The organism is Alicyclobacillus sp. SO9 (assembly GCF_016406125.1).
GTDB lineage: Bacteria > Bacillota > Bacilli > Alicyclobacillales > Alicyclobacillaceae > SO9.
In genome coordinates this window covers 2,328,667-2,344,273 of the sequence record NZ_CP066339.1, presented here as the reverse complement: position 1 = coordinate 2,344,273, position 15,607 = coordinate 2,328,667, and the positions used below count along the sequence as shown (strand labels likewise).

Sequence of the window (15,607 nt, the reverse complement as noted above, 5' to 3'; positions counted from 1 at the left end):
CTCATGCCATCAGTCACTGACCAGCCACGTCCGAACTAGATTTGCAAACTCATCTGGCTTTTGTTTTGCAAGTTTGGCTAATTGCCGTTTCATTTGCTCATCAGGAGAAACACCGGCTTGTTCCAATTGTTCCTCAAGGTCTTGAAGCGCTTGAGGAGCAATCGTTTCATTTACTTCCTCTTTGTTTTTGCGCCGGCGGTACAGCAGCACTCCCGCACCGACCAGAAGTACTCCCCCGCCAATTGCTGCCCACAGTAAGGTCTTCGACTGACCCCCGTTGCCGAGAGAAGACGTAGCAGTTGAAGGATGAAAAGGCATTTTTGATACGAACACGCTGTTAACGGCACCTTTTCCAGCCACCGTTGTGCTAACAAACTGTTTGATTTGTGCAATCTCCTGCGTAGTAATCTGCTTGTCTGATGCGTTTAGAACAACACCAACGTTGTAACCCTGAATCTGCATGGGGTCCTGTACGGTGGTGGTCTTCTTAACATTATTGTCGTAGTTGATTGTACTGCCTCTCTTCGTTGACTGAGCCCCATTGGAGCCGTTCCCCGAGGTGCCGTAAGTGGGTAAATTCGGATTCGAAGAAGACTGTCCGGCTGCGCCGCCAGACTGATTCGTTGACTTGCTGGAAGAACTCGTCGTTTGTTGACTCGCAACCAACCCAGTCTTTTGTCCCGGAGCAGGCTGATACTGTTTCGATGTACTCTTCACTTGATTAAAACTCACATTTGCATGCACGGAGACCACAGCATTCCCTGACCCCACAATTGTGGTCAGTTCACTTTGCAACTGTTGCTGTAATTGTTGTTCCAGCTTACTGCGGATCCCCATTTCACCAGTGGAAGCCCCGCTCACATTACCAACGCCGCCGGAATTAGACAAGGTGACCCCGTTTTGGTCAACCACAGAAACACTTTGCGTTGTCAATCCTTTGACAGAGTGCGCCACGAGTTGCTGAATTCCTGCCACCTGAGCGCTGGACAACTCAGTTCCTGGACTGAGTTGAACAAACACAGAAGCTTCAGCCGTACTGGTATTTTGGGAGACAAACAGCTGTTTTTGCGGCATCACAATATGCACTTGAGCACCATTGATTCCATTAATGCTTTGAATGGTCTGCCCCAAGCTTTCCTGCAGCAAGTTCAGCACTTGAATATTAAATTGGTCTTGGGTCATGCCAAATTTACTTTGAATGGATGAGTACCCGATGTACCCAGATTGCGGAAGTCCGGCTGTCGCAAGTTGAACTCTTGCCGTATTCGCTTGAGATTTCGGTACCAAGACGGAAGACCCGTTGATTTCATTAGGAATTTTAAGAGCCTCAAGTTTGGTTTGCACCTGTCCCAGCGACTTATTGCTCAACCCACTCATTATGGTCACGTAGTGAGGACGCAGCAAAATCCATAAAATCGCAACCAGACACGCGATTCCAGCCACAAAGGTAATAGCGATATTGCGTTTTTGTTTTGCACTAAATCTATTCAAGAACGGCGCCATTCGCGCCAATGCTGGCTTCAATGAATTATTCACACGTACTCACCCTTACCTACTGCATTAAACCTGCATGTTCATAACGGATTTATAGGCACTTACAACGCGGTTGCGAACTTGAACAGTTAAATCTACCGCCAACGAAGCCTGCTGTTCTGCAATCATGACTTTGTCTATTGGAACATTCGAGCCGGCAGCATATGCGGCTGTCAATTGATTGGCAGTTTGCAGTGCCTGATTGGTGCCGTTTACTGCTTGCGACAGGAACTTTCCAAAACCAACCCCGTTATTCTTTGCCGCAGCGCCTTTGGTCAGGGTCGACGTCGGCGACATTCCTGACACGACATTCACTGCACCTAATGGACCCACAGTCACCTCGCAGCCTCCTTTCTTGTCTTGTGAATTCTCTATTTAGGCAAGAATTAGTCTCAAACGAACTGAACCCTTATGCCGACTTGACCGCCCAAGTCGCGTCCCTATTGCCCTAGAGTCAATGCATCCCGATACATTTGTTTACCAGCAGCGAATGCGGTAACGTTCGCTTGGTAGGCACGGGATGCAGAAATCATATCAACCATTTCAGTAGAGATATTTACATTCGGCATCTGCACATATCCGTTAACAGCATCCGGACTACTTGGGTCATAGACTTGTTTGAATGGGCTTGGGTCTTTGATGATGCCGGAGACCTGTACCCCGGCCCCTGCAGCTGACTGACCTTGACTGCTGCTGAGCAAGCCGGCAAACGATTGTTGAGGCCCTGACTGCATCGGTTTCAGTTGGACAATCTCCCGCCGATACGGTCCGCCTTGTGCTGTGCGCGTCGTCTGTGCATTGGCGATGTTATTGGCAATGACATTCATCCGCAGACGTTGGGCGGAAAGCCCCGTTGCGCTGATTTGCATGCTGTTAAGCCAGCCCATCTGTGCTAACCCCCCTTGTATATTAAGAACAGCTGCTGAATTGGTTTACGTAAAACCATAATGTAGTTGCTCTATTAAATTTCTGTTCCTTGAAAACCTAATCAAATGTTGATAGACCTTTCTGTGACAAAGTGAGTGTTTACGACCTCGGGCTGATCTTGGGAAAATAGCCGTAGGTGTCTACCAAGGGAATGTTCCTATCCCTCCCGTTGCCCCTCATCTGAGGGTGTCTTCCGAGGAAAGATTGTTCCCCTGGCCCCATGGAATAGACCTACACGCTGACTGTTTCCCGGTCCGTCATCCCTCCTGCCAGCAGAAGGAGGCTCGTGCACCGATGACGTCTGGTGTATTCCAATAGCTCGCAAGGCTGTCGTTCATGGGTTTCCCAGGGTCATCCCGAGGTCGCAGGCATCTGCATCCCAACCTGAAGGAGGTGATTATATTGACTTCCTCCTTGTTTGTCGGAATTGATGTAGGCAGCCAAGAGAACGTGGTTTGCTGCTTAACACAGGACGATGAGAAACGACCTGTGAGTCGATTCACCGTTACCAACAATCGTCCTGGGATTTTAGAGTTTCAGGATCGTATCTCCAAGCTGGCAAAACAGAAACAGGCTGAAGAGATTCTCTTTGGTCTCGAACATACTGGATGCTACTCAACCCATGCCGCCATGTATCTGCAACGTCATTTGGACTTTGGTGTTCAGCGTAGGGTCTACGTCTTTAACCCCAGTCTTATCAGGGAGTTTAAGAAATCCCATTACCTGAGTGCCCCCAAGAACGATAGAGTAGATGCCTGGTTTATCGCAGCTAAGCTTCGGACAGGCCTTCTCCCGCATCCCTTTACCTGGAGCGAGCCGCTCATGGCGTTGCAGCGCTTGACGCGAGCCCGCTACCACCTGATGCAGGATCTGTCTAGAGAGAGCAACTTCCTCATGACGAACTTGTATCTCAAGTTCAGTGACTACAGCAGCACAGGTCCCTTTAAGAGAAACAAGCTCTCGGCAACTTCCATTGCTGTCATGGAGGAATTCGAATCCGTTGAGGAACTCTGTGAGATGCCCCTTGAGCGTCTCATTGAATTCCTTGTGGCACATGGCAAGAACCGATTCGAAAATCCTGAGGTCGTTGCTAAAGTGCTACAGAAGGCTGCTCGCTCCTCGTACCGGCTACCCCAGTCGATGTCGGACTCGGTCAATCTCGCAATGGCTTCTAGTATTCGCGTGATTCGAACGGTACAAGAGCAACTGAAGGCACTACGCAAAGGAATTGAGGACCACTTGGCGACGATCCCGCAAACCCTTGATTCCATTCCCGGTATCGGTCCCATTCTTGCTTCCGGCATTGTAGCTGAGCTGGATGTAAGCCAGTTTAAGAGCCACGCGGAAGCCGCTAAACACGCCGGGCTCGCTTGGACCGTTCACCAGTCCGGGAAATTCACAGCCAACCGAACTCGACTGATTCATTCTGGCAACCGCTACCTCAAGTACTACATGGTTGAAGCGGCAAACAGTGTCCGGGTGCACGACCCTGTTTTCGCCGAGTACTATGCCAAGAAGAGAGCGGAGCCAAAGGAATTTGCCGAGGGACGTACCCTTGCGCTTACAGCCCGGAAACTGATGCGAGTGGTCTTCTATCTGCTAAAGACCAACCGACTTTACACTCCGGAAGGAGGGGTCCGACAACGCGCATAAACTTACCGCGATCGACCTCTATCCACCAGTTCCTAGGTTTTTCACCATATTTTAAAAATCTAGGTAGGGTGGGCTTAGTTGAGTATTGCTAATTTTGGCACCACGTCCAACGTAGTAGCAATTCGACAAATATTATGTCACCTTAGGGCCTTGACATCGTACCGCTGCTCTATCCTGTAATGGCAGTTTTTGTTTGACTGAAGCGCATCTTCATATCTTCCACAAGACCGTTATAGCGTAGTTGATTTTGCGCCAAGCGAGTCATTTCTGCAGTCATGTCCACATTGTTTCCGTTCGTACTCTGCGCAGAACTGGTATCTGTGACTACGCGCGGCTGGACATTTGCCGCCGCAGCCCAGTTTACAGTGCCCGGTTGTGGAATTTGCATATGTTTCACACCAAGCTGCGCCGCGGGCGCTGGTTGCATCGCCTGGTTCAACAGACTTTCAAACACAACGTCTTGACGCTTGTATCCGGGAGTATCCGCGTTTGCAATGTTGTTAGCATAAACCTGCTGCCTCAGTTGTGCGGCACTCAGAGCCCCCTCCAGCAAGTGAAAAGTTGCTGTATCCGTCCTCACTAGACAGCCTCCTCATCGGCATATTAAGGTAAAAGCGGGTAAATGTTGTCATTTATAGATTACGACGTCCTAATACTTCGTCGAACAGCTACAGAATCCTGCACACATCGACAACAAATACGCTGTAACAACAAGAAAAAAGCGCCCTGCGGCGCTTTTTCGACACATTTCACCGAACAAACCGGTGCCTGTGCAATTTACAGAATAAACTGGCTCAAATCGGTGTCTGTGACGATAGTTTTCAGCTTATCGTCCACGTATTCCGGAGTAATCAGTACTTCCTCAAGATTGACGTCGGGGGCCTCAAAAGACAAATCTTCAAGGACTTTTTCAACTAATGTGTGAAGTCTGCGCGCTCCAATATTCTCCGTATCCCTGTTCACTTGTGCTGCCAGTTCGGCCAACCGCCGCAGTGCCGCATCCGTAAATTTCACCTGAATCCCTTCAGTCTCCAGGAGAGCGGAATACTGTTTAGTAATAGCGTGCTCAGGTTCCTTGAGAATCCGTTCAAAGTCATCCGGAGTCAGGCTCTGCAACTCCACTCGAATCGGAAAACGGCCCTGCAATTCCGGTATCAAGTCGGACGGCTTTGACGTATGAAATGCGCCTGCGGCCACGAACAACATGTGATCCGTTGATACGGGACCGTGTTTCGTAACCACTGTTGAACCTTCAACAATCGGCAGTATGTCTCTCTGCACACCTTCGCGCGAGACGTCCTGACTGCTCTTTTCGCGGCCCGCAATTTTATCCATCTCATCAATGAAGATAATGCCGTGATTTTCAGCTCGGTAGACGGCGTCAGAGACCACGTTCTCCATTTCAATCAGTTTCTGTGCTTCTTCCTGCTGCAAAACCTTTCGCGCATCACGAACCGTCATTTTCCGCTTTCTCGTTTGCTTCGGTAAAATGTTGCCCAGCATTTCCTGAATGTTCCCCATACCCTCAGCACCGACCCCAGGAATGACACCCATTGAAGGAGAAGTCTGTTCTTCTACCTCAATCTCAATCAGTCGGTCTTCCAACTCTCCCATGTCGAGCTGTTGTCTCATCCGCCGCCGTTCTTGCCGGATATTTTCCGAGTTCGTACCGCTCTCACTTCTCTGATTGTTGGACGTACCGCCGCCAAAAAACATTTCCAATGGATTCTTGCCTGATTTATTTGCACTTGGATCCGGTACCAGAACCTCAACAATTCGGTCTTCCGCCTGCTCCGTTGCCTGATCCTTTACTTTGTCCGCATGTTCGGCTTTCACCATGCGAATAGCAGTCTCTACCAAATCTCGCACCATCGACTCTACGTCCCTGCCGACATACCCAACTTCAGTGAACTTTGTGGCCTCTACTTTAATAAATGGAGCTCCCACTAATCGGCTCAGGCGGCGGGCGATTTCCGTTTTCCCAACTCCAGTAGGCCCAATCATGAGAATGTTTTTGGGTGTGACCTCTGCTTGCAGGTCTTCTGGTAAGAGCGACCTCCTCATCCTGTTACGCAACGCCACGGCAACAGCTTTCTTTGCTGTCGCCTGCCCAATAATGTACTTATCGAGCTGTTCAACAATCTGCCTGGGCGTCAGTTGGTCTTTATTCAACACAAACACCTCCATACAATCACGATTCTGAGTCGGCACCAACCGTCTCGACTACAATGTGGTCATTCGTATATACACAAATTTCCGAAGCAATGCCGAGGGACTGTTCAGCAACTGTCCCAGCCGACAAGGAGGTCGAACGCATCAGCGCCCTTCCGGCAGCGAGAGCATATGCTCCGCCTGAACCAATTGCACATATGCCGTCGTCAGGCTCTATAACCTCTCCGCTTCCCGACAGGATAAACAAATGTTTCTCATTCATCACAATCAACATCGCCTCAAGTTTTTGCAGTACTTTGTCCGAGCGCCACTCCTTAGCCAGTTCAACCGCAGCCCTGGGCATATTTCCACTGAACTCTTCGAGCTTTTTCTCAAATTTCTCATAAAGCGTAAATGCGTCAGCCACCGAACCGGCAAAGCCTGCAACGACTTTACCCCCATACAGTCGGCGGACCTTCCGTGCCCCCTGTTTCATAATCATAGTGTTGCCGAAAGTGACTTGTCCGTCACCAGCCATCGCACCCTTCCCATCCTTCAGCATCGCAAAAATCGTTGTACCATGAAGCTCCATATTCATTGCCTGCACCTCCCAATCATTGGCCCTATGGACACTCAATCGGATTTACTTGCCCGCGGATGTGTCCGTTGGTAGACCTTTGCTAAACGGTCTCTCGTTGTATGAGTATAAATTTGCGTAGACGATAAACTTGCGTGCCCAAGTAGTTCTTGAACGACGCGTAAGTCAGCACCGCCATCAAGCAGATGCGTCGCAAAGCTGTGCCGAACAGCATGGGGACTAATATGGTATAGTCCAGCCACCCGGGAAATATGCTTGTTGAGGATTCTCCGAACACTTCTATCAGTTAATCGTCCGCCTTGACGATTAATAAAAAGCGCAGGTTCCGAATCAACAGCGAAGGACACACTTGCCTCCCGTTCAGACAAATACCGGCGCAAAGACACAATCGCTTTGTTTCCTAAGACCACATATCTTTCCTTACTGCCTTTTCCGAACACAAGAACGGTTCCTTCATCAAGCTCCAGGTCTGCTGCGTCAAGTTGCACGCATTCGCCAACTCGAATACCTGTGGCATACAGAAATTCAAGCAGCGCCCTATCACGCAGAGACCACAGGTCCTTTCCGTCGACTGATTCAATGAGCGCCTTGATTTCTTCTTGATAATAGAATTTTGGCACCCTTTCATCGCGTTTTGGCAAGGAAACCAACCTCGCGACGTTTTGTTCCACCACATCTTCGCGTACGAGGAAGTCGAAGAAACTCCGATAACAGGACAGACGCCGAGCAATGGATGAACGAGATAAACCCTTTTGCAATTGCACAGACAAGAACATGCGCAAGTGCACTACGCGAATTTGTGACGGTGATGAGAGACCTTTTTCCTCACAAAAATCTGCAAGCACACTTAAATCAGTTCCGTAGGCCGAAATGGTTTTTGGGGCAGTTCGGCGCTCGGCAAGTCGCACTTGCAAAAACTGCTCGATGTATAGGTCTAACGGCTCTGTGTCCATGCTAGGCTTCCTTTTCCAAGGTAGTGGTCAAGTCTCGAATATCACACAGCGCTCTCTCAGCCAACTGTTGATTTCGAACTTTCTTGTCCTTCACCTTGTGAGACAATGGCGGCAGCAAACCGAATGTTGCATTCATTGGCTGAAAGTTATCTGCATGGGCGTGCGTGATATAGTACGCCAAGCTACCAATAGCAGTGGTCTGCGGCACCACCAGCGGACTGAGGCTGCGAGCTATGCGACCCGCGTTCATCCCCGCCACGAGTCCTGCGCCCGCAGACTCAACGTATCCTTCCACACCGGTGATTTGACCAGCCAAAAACAGGTTTTGTCTGTGCTTAGTTTGATATGTAGGTTCCAAGACAGACGGACTATTGATATAGGTGTTTCTATGCATAACACCATACCTTACGAATTCCGCCTGTTCGAGTCCAGGAATCATGCGGAAAACACGTTTTTGTTCTCCCCATTTTAGGTGTGTCTGGAAGCCTACCATGTTATACAGTGTCGCGGAAGCATTGTCCTGCCGCAGCTGAACAACGGCAAAGGGACGCTTGCCTGTTCGAGGGTCCTCCAAACCGACAGGTTTCATGGGACCGAACAGGACCGTTTTGACACCCCGGGCCGCCATCACCTCGATGGGCATACACCCCTCAAAGTACTGTCCTTTCTCGAAGTCGTGAAGCTCAGCTGTCTCGGCATGAATCAGCGCATCGTAGAAGTCTGCAAACTCGTTTTCTGTCATGGGACAGTTCAAATAGGCTGCTTCACCCTTGTTGTATCGAGAGGCCAAATACACTTTGTCACGATTCAAGGACTCCTCAGTTAAAATTGGAGCTGCTGCATCAAAGAAAGACAAATGCTGCTTCCCTGTGAACTTCAAGAGGGATTCTGACAATTCCGGAGTTGTAAGTGGACCTGTTGCGATTACGACGAGGCCATCCTCAGGCAGAGTCGTCACTTCTTCACGCCGAATCTCAATCAAAGGATGTGCTTCAAGAGCCTTTGTAATGGCTTGCGAGAATGCATCTCGGTCCACCGCAAGAGCTCCTCCTGCAGGAACAGCAGTTTCGTCTGCACAGCGGATAACAAGAGAGTCCAGTTCCCGCATTTCTTGCTTTAAAAGTCCCACTGCATTCGTAACGGCAGCAGCTCGCAGTGAATTGCTGCATACTAGTTCTGCAAACATCCCCGTATGATGCGCCTCTGTTGTTCTGACCGGCCTCATTTCATAGAGTGTCACAGGAATTCCCTGCCTGGCAATCTGCCAGGCGGCTTCGGAGCCCGCCAACCCAGCTCCAATCACTTTCACTGACAAGCCCCTCATCTCCTTGATGCCGTCTGGTTCTCTCGCTCAGCTTGCTTAGGATTTTCCTGCTGCAGGATTTTATCGTGTTCATTCTCATTGCTGCAAATAATCTCCACTTTACCCTTAGAACGTTTTTCCACCATCGGATGCTGACAAACCGGGCAATACTGTCCAGACGGCTTCTGCCAAAGGACATAGTCACACTCAGGGTAACTGCTGCAACCGTAGAATACGCGGCGCTTTCCTTTCCGCTCGACTAGGGGACTTCCGCAGTCCGGGCAGTTGACACCCACTTCCTTGATAATCGGCTTTGTGTTCCTACATTCAGGGAATCCTGGGCAAGCTAAGAATTTCCCGTAGCGACCATGTTTATATACCATCATTCTGCCGCACTTTTCGCACTCTACGTCAGATTCTTCGTCAGCAATCTGTACATGTTCCAGTGATTTTTCAGCCTGCTCCAGATGCTCTTCAAAGGGACCATAAAAGTCTTTTAAAACTTTGTCTCCGTCGACCTGCCCCTCCTCTATAGCATCCAGCTCTTCTTCAAGATGGGCTGTAAAATCCACATCAATCAGTTCATGAAAATACTCGTTTAGCATATCAACAACAATTTCGCCCAGTTCTGTAGGTGTGAATCGCTTTTGATCCAACACTACGTAACCGCGCTTTAAAATCGTATCAATAGTCGGTGCATACGTGCTGGGTCGACCTATTCCCCGTTCTTCCATTTCCTTCACCAAACTTGACTCGGAGAATCTCGGCGGCGGCTGTGTGAAGTGTTGTTCAGGTGTCATTTCCGGCTCACCAAGGTCTTGCCCCTCTGAAACAGGCGGCAGTAACTTGCTTTGTTCCTCTTCTGACGCGTCGTCCTTGCCTTCCGTATAGATTGCCATGAATCCTGGAAACTTCAGCACTGAACCCGTGGCACGAAAGCGAGCATCGCGGACGCGGATGTCAATGGTGGTCGTATCCAGCAACGCGTGGCTCATCTGACTCGCAACAAACCTATCCCAGATGAGTTTATACAAACGATATTGATCCTTGGAGAGAAATGACTTCATTTCTGCAGGAGACCGCAATACTGAAGTCGGACGAATTCCTTCATGGGCGTCCTGGGCGTCACCTTTTGTCTTGTACTGCTTTGGCTTTTCAGGCACGTAGTCGTTGCCATAGTGCTCACTAATATACGTGCGAGCCTCTGATTGCGCCGTATCAGATATTCGAGTCGAATCTGTACGCATATACGTGATTAAGCCAACCGACCCGCCGCCGCCTCCAACGTCTAGTCCTTCGTAGAGTTGCTGCGCAACAGACATCGTTCGATAAGCCCGGAAACCCAATTTACGCGCAGCCTCCTGTTGCAAACTGCTTGTTGTAAATGGCGGACTAGGATTGCGCTTGCGTTCAGACTTTTTGACATGCTCAATGCTGTATTGATGTCCTTTTGCATAGTCAAGCAGATTTGTAACAGCTTCTTGATTGGGCAAAGCAGTCTTTTCTTGATTATATCCGTAAAAACGAGCTGTGAGGCTCCCTTTCTCAAGCGGAAACTTTGCGTCTACCGTCCAGTATTCCTCAGGATTGAATGCCTTTATCTCTCGCTCGCGCTCAACGATTAACCGAACGGCAACAGACTGAACGCGCCCTGCCGAAAGCCCTTTCTTGACTTTTTTCCATAACAAAGGACTGAGACGATACCCGACCAACCTGTCAAGGATCCTTCGGGTTTGTTGAGCGTTTACCAAATCCATGTGGATTTGTCGAGGGTTCTTGAAAGCATCCTTAACCGCATCTTTTGTAATTTCGTGAAATACAACACGACAAGGCGCAGTTTCATCCAAATCCAATACATTGGCCAAGTGCCACGCAATGGCTTCGCCTTCGCGGTCAGGGTCAGCCGCAAGAAAAACGCGTTTAGCTTTCTTTGTTGCCGATTTCAGCGTCTTGATGACGTCACCCTTACCCCGAATGGTAATATACTTGGGTTCAAAGTCTTGATTCACATCGACGCCAAGTTGACTCTTTGGCAAATCCCGTACGTGCCCCATAGAGGCTTTCACTGCGTACCGTTTTCCGAGGTACTTGCCAATCGTCTTCGCTTTTGCTGGTGACTCCACGATGACAAGATAATCTGCCAATGGCTTTCCTCCTTAGCCAAGCGTACAAAAAAACATGTAAGTGAGTTGTCAAACATGGAAACGGACCGACTCACATTCTGAAAATGACCGTATGTCAACACATATTATCATCACATGCACCATCTTCACAACCGAGTTCAAATTGGAGTACTCGCTGTAATGATGAGATTCCCGGTGGCAAATCCTGCAACTCACCACATATTGACCGTACCTCACATGCTCCTGTTTTTGCAAATTTAAAGTTAAAAAAAGTTATTCCGCCTATATTCATCCACTTAAATTTCGTTCATACAGTCCGCCCGGCACGTGCCTTATCCACCCGTCTAATTCTAGTTCCATCAATGCCGCATAGACTACCTTTAGCGGCAAGCCCAGGATATCGGACAATTCTGACGCCCCCATAGCGGATTCGAGAGCCTCATATAATTCTTTCCAGCGAACAGGATATCTAGACTGGGTGAAGTCGACCTGCAAGTTCAGGTCGGTAAGCAAATCTTCTGGGTCAAGCATAATTTGAGCGCCATCCTTCAGGAGTTGGTTTGAACCTTTGAACAATTTTGATGTAATTGGACCCGGTACCACATAGACGTCTCGACCGAGTCCGAGAGCTGCGTCGACGGTAGTCAACGCTCCGCTTTTTGGGCCTGCCTGGACAATGATTACAATCTCTCCTAAAGCCGCTATAATTCGATTTCTTTCGGGAAAGTGATGCTTTGCGACAGGGTCGTCTGGTGGATACTCGCTGACCAGTAACCCGCTTTCCTGTATCTGCTGAAACAAGTCGCGATGTGACGGAGGGTAGCAGACATTTACGCCCGATCCCAGGACTGCAATCGTAGGGCCGCTGGCTCTGAGGGCAGCTCGATGAGCCGCTGCATCTATGCCGAGGGCGAGTCCAGACACAACTGTGACACCGGCACCAGCAAGAGAATTGGCCAGCCAACGTGCAGCCTCTAATCCATACGCTGAGGCCCTGCGAGTGCCTACAACTGATACCGCTGGGAGTCTCATTAGGAGTTCTCTGTTGCCTTTCACAAACAGTACCAGAGGGGCATTCTCCCCCCACTGCAGCAGTCTTTCCGGGTACAGTTCCTCACCGCGAACCACAGCTCCAATTCCCTGGTTGGACAATTTCTTGACCAACGCTGACGGATTCTGCTTCGTTCGCCAGCGGTCTAATTTCTCAATCGTGTGCTGATGAAGACTACAGTGGACCAACCACTCCGCGGGGTCTGCTTTCCAGGCTCTTACGGCACTATGAAGCCCTGTAACCACCTTATTCAGGCTTCTTCGCTCGAGTCCATTACACATGGCCAAGGCTATCGCTGCGGTCCTTTCCCCTTCCGTCATGACACTCCCCCATCTCCACACTCACTATAGAGACTTCCCTGCGCAGTGACCATGACCAAACGGGAAATACTGCAGTCAAAACGAAAAACAGCCTCGTAAATCGAAAAGGGACCGTAACACGGTCCCTTTTAGCCAGACGGTCTCCTTACAGCAAACGCTGCCGCTATTTGACTTTACATTTCTCCAGTAAGCCGCGTTCTTCAAGCACTGCAGCCAAAGTGGACCCCATTTCAGACGGAGTGGGAGCAACGCGAATACCGCACTCTTCCATCTTGGCTTTTTTGGAATCCGCGGTACCGCTTCCCCCAGATATAATGGCTCCAGCGTGGCCCATGCGTCGTCCCGGAGGTGCCGTGGCACCTGCGATAAATCCTACCACCGGTTTTGTCATGTTGTCGCGAATCCACTCTGCTGCCTCTTCTTCAGCCGTACCCCCGATTTCACCAATCATGATGACGGCTTCAGTGTCGGGATCGTCGTTATAGAGCTTCAGTACATCAATGAAGTTCGTACCGTTGACCGGATCTCCCCCGATACCAACTGCAGTGGACTGACCAATGTCGCGGACCGTCAACTGATAGACCGCTTCATAAGTCAGCGTTCCGCTTCGGGATACCACGCCCACTTTTCCGGGAGTATGGATGTAACCCGGCATAATTCCGATTTTGCACTCACCTGGAGTAATGACACCCGGACAGTTCGGACCAATGAGGCGCGTATGACGGCCTTCCATAAACCGTTTCACCTTCACCATGTCCAGTACGGGAATTCCCTCAGTGATACAGATGACCAAATCTAACTCGGCATCGACAGCTTCCATGATGGCGTCTGCTGCAAACGCAGGTGGTACATAGATGACAGACGCATTTGCTCCGGTTGCTTCAACGGCTTCTGCAACAGTGTTGAAGACAGGCAAACCTTCAACTGTCGTACCGCCCTTTCCCGGGGTGACACCGCCAACCATTTGAGTACCATACTGAAGCGCTTGCTGAGTATGAAACAGACCCTGAGAGCCTGTTATGCCTTGAGTAATCACTTTTGTGTCCTTATTGACAAGAATGCTCACCAGAATCCCTCCTATACCAGTGATACGATACGCTGTGCTGCATCAGCCAAAGAGTCGGCTGCAACGATATTCAGACCAGATTCGTTCAGGATTTTCTTTCCAATATCCACATTTGTACCTTCTAGACGAACAACTAAAGGTTTGTCGAGTCCAACTTGACGAGCGGCAGCAATGACACCGTTCGCAATTACGTCACATTTCATGATGCCGCCAAAGATATTCACGAGAATACCTTCAACCTTTTCATCAGATAAAATAATTTTGAAAGCTTCGGTAATATTTTCTTCGGTTGCGCCGCCGCCCACGTCGAGGAAGTTAGCCGGATCGCCGCCGTAGTATTTAATTGTATCCATCGTTGCCATCGCCAAGCCTGCGCCGTTAACCATGCAACCAATATTGCCATCAAGGGCAATATAGTTCAATCCGAACCGCGATGCCTCGATTTCCTTGGCATCTTCTTCGTCCAAATCGCGCAGTTCCAGGATGTCCTTATGGCGATACAACGCATTGTCGTCGAAGTTGAGTTTCGCGTCCAGGGCCATCACATCGCCCTCGGAAGTAACAACAAGAGGATTGATTTCTGCAATCGAACAATCCTTGTCCACAAAAGCCGCATACAGTCCCATCATGAACTTAACAGCCTTGTTTACAAGCTTGTCAGGAATACCGATAGAAAACGCTAAATTACGTGCCTGATATGGGGAGAGGCCAACTGCGGGATCAATCGTCTCCCGGAAAATCTTTTCGGGCGTCTTCGCAGCCACTTCCTCGATTTCGACGCCGCCCTCCGCTGACGCCATCATCACCACACGGCTTTGTGCACGGTCCAGCACGAGACCTATGTAGTACTCCTTTTCAATGTTGGTGAGTTGTTCCACCAACAACCGTTTCACAACTTTCCCTTGTGCTCCGGTTTGATGTGTAACCAGGGTTTTTCCAAGCAGGTTCTTTGCGCTTTCTTGCACATCTTCAATTGTCTTCGATACCTTTACTCCGCCTGCTTTACCACGGCCGCCGGCATGGATCTGAGCCTTAACAACGCCCTTGCCGCCTAAATCCTTTGCCGCTGAAACAGCCTCGTCGACGGTGAAAGCGACTTTGCCTTGCGGAACTGCCACACCAAATCCAGCAAGGACAGATTTTGCTTGATACTCGTGAATGTTCATCCCCCGACTCCTTCCTAACAAAGATGTAAAGCCTGCGCCCGTTACGGGCACTATCAGGGCCCCGATGGTGAGAATCAAGTGCGAACCGCCTGTAATTTGTTTATCTCTACAAGCGACTGCCAAAGACTCCATACCCTGTTGCACTGGCAACCCCTATCTAGAATAGAACACCTTCAGGGGTTTTACAAATAGGTGAGTGAGTATGTAACTGGAAATCGGCATGGACACAAAAAAGATGGCTTTACTCTAGAAAGCCATCTTCACCATACCTGCCGCCAAGGCTACAAGTGCACAGCCCGCGCTCCAAAGGAGCATTTTCGAAGCCGAGGCATCCTGTCTTACGTTCAGCCAGAGCGAAGAGCCCATGGCCACAATCGCAATTGCCCAAGTAAGGATTACGCTGTGGTCTTGAAACGGGTTGGGAATGATACTAGCCGCTGCAGCGGCAGCCTCGAGCACAATCAACCCCAGTGTAAACGCCCTCAAGCCCTGTCCGCTCTGCTTCCTTCTTCTGTTCCGACGTTCCTGAATCTGCTTTTTCGTCTTCCATCTCTGCAAATCCACCACGCGACCGCCGGACTCTGTAACGGGACTCTTTTGAGGAGCAAAACTGTTTTTACCCGACCTTGATTTTTGCACAGTCTCAACCCCTTACCTATTCATGACAAATCGTACCTCGTCAGCGCTGTTTCTGCAATACAGCTTTTGGTTCTTCTATAGGTTATGGCCAGTGTTACGGAATCTTGCTATGTTGCACATAGGA

At 49.6% G+C, this 15,607-nt stretch carries 14 protein-coding genes; 1 reads left to right on the top strand and 13 read right to left on the bottom strand.

Features of this window, described 5'->3' with window-relative positions:
* Positions 1 to 9: 9 nt before the first annotated feature.
* From fliF to flgC, 3 genes are all read right to left on the bottom strand, one after another.
* Positions 10 to 1,536 (bottom strand): flagellar basal-body MS-ring/collar protein FliF, encoded by a 1,527-nt coding sequence (gene fliF / locus GI364_RS10595; protein WP_233096102.1) that lies wholly within the window; start codon positions 1,534 to 1,536, stop codon positions 10 to 12.
* Between the two features lie 24 nt (positions 1,537 to 1,560).
* Positions 1,561 to 1,872 (bottom strand): flagellar hook-basal body complex protein FliE, encoded by a 312-nt coding sequence (gene fliE, locus GI364_RS10590; protein WP_198853531.1) that lies wholly within the window; start codon positions 1,870 to 1,872, stop codon positions 1,561 to 1,563.
* A 101-nt stretch (positions 1,873 to 1,973) separates the two neighbouring features.
* Positions 1,974 to 2,420 (bottom strand): flagellar basal body rod protein FlgC, encoded by a 447-nt coding sequence (gene flgC, locus GI364_RS10585; protein WP_198853530.1) that lies wholly within the window; start codon positions 2,418 to 2,420, stop codon positions 1,974 to 1,976.
* Positions 2,421 to 2,862: 442 nt separating this feature from the next.
* On the opposite strand from flgC, the gene GI364_RS10580 reads away from it, so the two are divergent.
* Positions 2,863 to 4,113, top strand: a complete 1,251-nt coding sequence (locus GI364_RS10580; protein WP_198849677.1) for an IS110 family RNA-guided transposase — start codon at positions 2,863 to 2,865, stop codon at positions 4,111 to 4,113.
* A 169-nt stretch (positions 4,114 to 4,282) separates the two neighbouring features.
* Here the strand turns inward: GI364_RS10580 and flgB are convergent, their stop codons facing one another.
* The 10 genes from flgB to GI364_RS10530 form a co-directional block, all read right to left on the bottom strand.
* Positions 4,283 to 4,693, bottom strand: a complete 411-nt coding sequence (gene flgB / locus GI364_RS10575) for a flagellar basal body rod protein FlgB (protein ID WP_198853529.1) — start codon at positions 4,691 to 4,693, stop codon at positions 4,283 to 4,285.
* A gap of 197 nt (positions 4,694 to 4,890) precedes the next feature.
* Positions 4,891 to 6,300 carry an ATP-dependent protease ATPase subunit HslU gene (hslU, locus tag GI364_RS10570; protein ID WP_198853961.1) on the bottom strand — a complete coding sequence of 470 codons (1,410 nt, stop codon included), beginning with the start codon at positions 6,298 to 6,300 and terminating at the stop codon, positions 4,891 to 4,893.
* 4 nt (positions 6,301 to 6,304) lie between these two features.
* Positions 6,305 to 6,862: an ATP-dependent protease subunit HslV gene (gene hslV, locus GI364_RS10565; protein ID WP_198853528.1), complete on the bottom strand. Its 558-nt coding sequence runs from the start codon at positions 6,860 to 6,862 to the stop codon at positions 6,305 to 6,307.
* A 35-nt stretch (positions 6,863 to 6,897) separates the two neighbouring features.
* Positions 6,898 to 7,815 (bottom strand): tyrosine recombinase XerC, encoded by a 918-nt coding sequence (locus GI364_RS10560; RefSeq protein WP_198853527.1) that lies wholly within the window; start codon positions 7,813 to 7,815, stop codon positions 6,898 to 6,900.
* Between the two features lies 1 nt (position 7,816).
* Positions 7,817 to 9,139 carry a methylenetetrahydrofolate--tRNA-(uracil(54)-C(5))-methyltransferase (FADH(2)-oxidizing) TrmFO gene (gene trmFO / locus GI364_RS10555; protein ID WP_198853526.1) on the bottom strand — a complete coding sequence of 441 codons (1,323 nt, stop codon included), beginning with the start codon at positions 9,137 to 9,139 and terminating at the stop codon, positions 7,817 to 7,819.
* The gene (gene topA / locus GI364_RS10550) at positions 9,136 to 11,262 is read right to left on the bottom strand and encodes a type I DNA topoisomerase (protein ID WP_198853525.1); all 2,127 of its coding nucleotides are present in this window, start codon (positions 11,260 to 11,262) and stop codon (positions 9,136 to 9,138) included. The genes trmFO and topA overlap by 4 nt, the downstream gene beginning before the upstream one ends.
* A gap of 267 nt (positions 11,263 to 11,529) precedes the next feature.
* Positions 11,530 to 12,612, bottom strand: a complete 1,083-nt coding sequence (dprA, locus tag GI364_RS10545; protein WP_198853524.1) for a DNA-processing protein DprA — start codon at positions 12,610 to 12,612, stop codon at positions 11,530 to 11,532.
* A gap of 163 nt (positions 12,613 to 12,775) precedes the next feature.
* Positions 12,776 to 13,678: a succinate--CoA ligase subunit alpha gene (gene sucD, locus GI364_RS10540; protein WP_198853523.1), complete on the bottom strand. Its 903-nt coding sequence runs from the start codon at positions 13,676 to 13,678 to the stop codon at positions 12,776 to 12,778.
* A gap of 11 nt (positions 13,679 to 13,689) precedes the next feature.
* On the bottom strand, positions 13,690 to 14,844 hold the full coding sequence (sucC, locus tag GI364_RS10535; protein WP_198853960.1) for an ADP-forming succinate--CoA ligase subunit beta: 1,155 nt from the start codon (positions 14,842 to 14,844) through the stop codon (positions 13,690 to 13,692).
* A gap of 246 nt (positions 14,845 to 15,090) precedes the next feature.
* Positions 15,091 to 15,483, bottom strand: coding sequence for a hypothetical protein (locus GI364_RS10530; RefSeq protein WP_198853522.1), 393 nt, complete (start codon positions 15,481 to 15,483; stop codon positions 15,091 to 15,093).
* Between the last annotated feature and the right edge of the window lie 124 nt (positions 15,484 to 15,607).

What these genes read in the sequence shown, in the direction of transcription:
- dprA (WP_198853524.1), bottom strand. Translation starts at nt 12,612, where the DNA reads ATGACGGAAGGGGAAAGGACCGCAGCGATAGCCTTGGCCATGTGTAAT.
- trmFO (WP_198853526.1), bottom strand. Translation starts at nt 9,139, where the DNA reads ATGAGGGGCTTGTCAGTGAAAGTGATTGGAGCTGGGTTGGCGGGCTCC.
- hslV (WP_198853528.1), bottom strand. Translation starts at nt 6,862, where the DNA reads ATGAATATGGAGCTTCATGGTACAACGATTTTTGCGATGCTGAAGGAT.
- hslU (WP_198853961.1), bottom strand. Translation starts at nt 6,300, where the DNA reads ATGGAGGTGTTTGTGTTGAATAAAGACCAACTGACGCCCAGGCAGATT.
- flgC (WP_198853530.1), bottom strand. Translation starts at nt 2,420, where the DNA reads ATGGGCTGGCTTAACAGCATGCAAATCAGCGCAACGGGGCTTTCCGCC.
- GI364_RS10560 (WP_198853527.1), bottom strand. Translation starts at nt 7,815, where the DNA reads ATGGACACAGAGCCGTTAGACCTATACATCGAGCAGTTTTTGCAAGTG.
- sucC (WP_198853960.1), bottom strand. Translation starts at nt 14,844, where the DNA reads ATGAACATTCACGAGTATCAAGCAAAATCTGTCCTTGCTGGATTTGGT.